Here is a 3,328-nt window from a genome sequence, read left to right on the forward strand (position 1 = left end):
CCCTCGCGGGGCTCGCGGGGCTCGCGCGGCTCGTCGCCGCGCTCGGAATCGCGCTGGGCCTTCACCTTCTCGGTGATGTCCTCGCCGGTCTGCTGGTCGACGACCTTCATGGACAGGCGGATCTTGCCGCGGTCATCCTGGCCGAGGAACTTCACCTTGACCTTGTCGCCTTCCTTGACGACGTCCTGCACCTTGGCGACCCGCTGGGCGGCGAGTTCCGAGATGTGGACGAGGCCGTCCTTGGCGCCGAAGAAGTTCACGAAGGCACCGAACTCCATGCACTTCACGATCGTGCCGTCGTAGATCACGCCGACCTCCGGCTCCGCCACGATCGAGCGGATCCAGTTGTAGGCCGCCTTGATCGCCTTGCCGTCGGCCGAGGCGATCTTGACGATACCGGTATCCTCGATGTTGATCTTGGCGCCGGTCTTCTCGACGATCTCGCGGATCACCTTGCCGCCGGTGCCGATCACGTCGCGGATCTTGTCGGTCGGGATCTGCATGGTCTCGATGCGCGGCGCGTACTCGCCGAGCTCCGGACGGGCGGCCGTGAGGGCCTTCGCCATCTCGACGAGGATGTGGGCACGCCCCTCCTTCGCCTGGTCGAGGGCGACCCGCATGATCTCCTCGGTGATGCCGGCGATCTTGATGTCCATCTGGAGCGAGGTCACGCCCTCGTCCGTGCCGGCCACCTTGAAGTCCATGTCGCCGAGGTGATCCTCGTCGCCCAGGATGTCGGACAGGACCGCGAAGCGCTCACCCTCGAGGATGAGGCCCATGGCGATGCCGGCAACCGGACGGCGCAGGGGCACGCCGGCATCCATCAGCGACAGCGAGCCGCCGCAGACCGAGGCCATCGAGGACGAGCCGTTCGACTCGGTAATCTCCGACACGACGCGGATCGTGTAGGGGAACTCGTGGGCCGGCGGCAGGACCGGGCGGATCGCCCKCCACGCCAGCTTGCCGTGGCCGATCTCGCGACGGCCCGGGGAGCCCATCCGGCCGGTCTCGCCGACGGAATAGGGGGGGAAGTTGTAGTGGAGCAGGAAGCGCTCCTTGTAGGTGCCGTCGAGGGAGTCGATGAACTGCTCGTCCTCGCCGGTGCCGAGGGTGGCGACCACGAGGGCCTGGGTCTCGCCGCGGGTGAACAGCGACGAGCCGTGGGCGCGGGGCAGGACGCCGACCTCGGAGACGATCGGGCGGACCGTCTTCAGGTCGCGGCCGTCGATGCGCGAACCGGTGTCGAGCACGTTCCAGCGCACGACCTTCGACTGGGCCTCCTTGAAGGCGGCTTTGACCTTCTCGACCGGATACTTCTCGGCGCCCTCGGGGCAGAGGGCGGCCATCACCTTCGCCTTCACGGCGTCGACGGCGGCGTAGCGCTCCTGCTTGACGGTCTTGGTGTAGGCGGCGCGCAGCTCGGTCTCGCAGACCTCCAGGACCGCCTTCTCGACGTCGGCGTTCTCGGGGGCCTTGAAGTCGCGCGGCTCCTTGGCGGCCTTCTCGGCGAGGCGGATGATCGCCTCGATCACCGGCTGGAAATGCTTGTGGCCGAACATCACGGCGCCGAGCATCACGTCCTCGGAGAGCTCCTTGGCCTCCGACTCGACCATCAGGACGGCGTCCTGCGTGCCGGCGACGACGAGGTCGAGGCTCGACTCTTCCTTGGTCTCGGTGACCAGGGGGTTCAGCCGGTAGCTGCCGTTGATGTAGCCGACGCGGGCGCCGCCGATCGGACCCATGAACGGGACGCCCGACAGGGTCAGGGCGGCGGAGGCCGCGACCATCGCGACGATGTCGGGATCGTTCTCAAGGTCGTGGGTCAGGACGGTAACGACGACCTGGGTGTCGTTGCGCCAGCCCTCGACGAAGAGCGGGCGGATCGGGCGGTCGATCAGGCGGGAGACCAGGGTCTCCTTCTCGGACGGACGGCCCTCGCGCTTGAAGTAGCCGCCGGGGATCCGGCCGGCCGCGTAGGCCCGCTCCTGGTAGTTCACGGTGAGCGGCATGAAGTCGATGCCGGCCTTGGGCTCCTTCGTGGCGACCACGGTGGCGAGCACCGAGGTCTCACCGTAGGTGGCAACCACGGCGCCGTCGGCCTGCCGGGCGACCTTGCCGGTCTCGAGGACGAGCTTGCGGTCGCCCCACATCAGCTCTTCGCGTTGAACGTCGAACATTCTCAATCTCTTCCTTGCCTGCGGCGGGTCCAAGCCCGGCGCCGCCCGGGGGCAAGACGGCGCGACACTCCGCTGGCGAAGTGTCGCGCGATCCTGCCCCGATGCCGGCGCCTCGAAGCGGCCCGTTTGACGGGAGGCCGGACCCATTCCGGCATCCCGTGATCGTGAAACGCGGCCCCGAGCCGGGCTCGGAACCGCGCGAGTATCGCCTTAGCGGCGGATGCCGAGACGCTCGATGAGGGCGCGGTAGCGGGCCTCATCCTTGCGCTTGACGTAGTCGAGCAGCGAGCGGCGCTGCGAGACCATCTTCAGGAGGCCGCGCCGGGAATGGTTGTCCTTGGCGTGGGTCTTGAAGTGGCCGGTCAGGTTCGTGATCCGCTCCGTGAGGATCGCCACCTGGACCTCGGGGGAACCGGTGTCCTTGGCGTCCTTGCGGTGTTCCTTGATGAGCGCGGTCTTGCGCTCTGCCGTGATCGACATCGCATGCCTTTCGGGTTGTGCAGGTCGGATGCGGCGCCCTGGTCGGGGCGCTCAAGCTCGGCGTTCGGCCGGTGCCGGGATGTCGTCCAGCACGGTCACAGCGCTAAGCGGTTCAAGCCCCGCCCGGTAACCCGGGTCGAGGCCGCCCGATCCATACACGAAACCATCGGAGATGCCAGCCCGCCGGCCGCCCTTCGCGACGACGGCGCAGGGCGGCACGTCTCCCGAGCCCCCGCCGGACCGGCCTCACGGTGCGGAACCGGGGTGCGATCGCGGCCCGCACCGCCCCGTCTCCGGCGCGCTGCGCGAACGGTTAACGCCCGCATGGTAGCCGGAAGTCCGCACGACGACCGGCCCCGGCGATGAACGGCACCCTCTCGGATGCGTGCGGCGTCGCCGCCGCGACGCTGCTCGGCATCCCCCTCGTCCTCCTGCCGGGCTACGCCGTCGGCAGCCTGACCGGCATACTCAGCTTCCGCATGCTCGCGCGCGGAGACCGTCTGCTCTGCGCGGCGCTCCTCGGGATCGGGCTCCTGCCCGCCCTCGACAGCCTGCTGATCCAGGTGGCGGGCGTGCCGGCAGCGGCGCTCGCGAACGGCGCGCTGGGCATCGCCGGGCTGCCGTCGGCCCTGCGGAGCCTGCGCGGGCCAGTCGACCGGGCGGCCCTGGGG

General features: G+C 69.3%; 2 protein-coding genes and 1 pseudogene. 1 reads left to right on the forward strand and 2 read right to left on the reverse strand.

Annotated features, from left to right (window positions below):
* A partial coding sequence (pnp, locus tag AC1DXK_RS30565; protein ID WP_477299677.1) for a polyribonucleotide nucleotidyltransferase occupies nucleotides 1-2,177 on the reverse strand: 2,177 nt, incomplete at its 3' end.
* 210 nt (nucleotides 2,178-2,387) lie between these two features.
* Nucleotides 2,388-2,657 (reverse strand): 30S ribosomal protein S15, encoded by a 270-nt coding sequence (rpsO, locus tag AC1DXK_RS30570; protein WP_457108684.1) that lies wholly within the window; start codon nucleotides 2,655-2,657, stop codon nucleotides 2,388-2,390.
* A 362-nt stretch (nucleotides 2,658-3,019) separates the two neighbouring features.
* Here rpsO and AC1DXK_RS30575 point away from each other — a divergent pair.
* Nucleotides 3,020-3,328 (forward strand): annotated as a pseudogene (locus AC1DXK_RS30575) (hypothetical protein); the annotation flags it as partial.

It is taken from the genome of Methylobacterium sp. P3_A11, assembly GCF_056403155.1.

What these genes read in the sequence shown, in the direction of transcription:
- rpsO (WP_457108684.1), bottom strand. Translation starts at nt 2,657, where the DNA reads ATGTCGATCACGGCAGAGCGCAAGACCGCGCTCATCAAGGAACACCGC.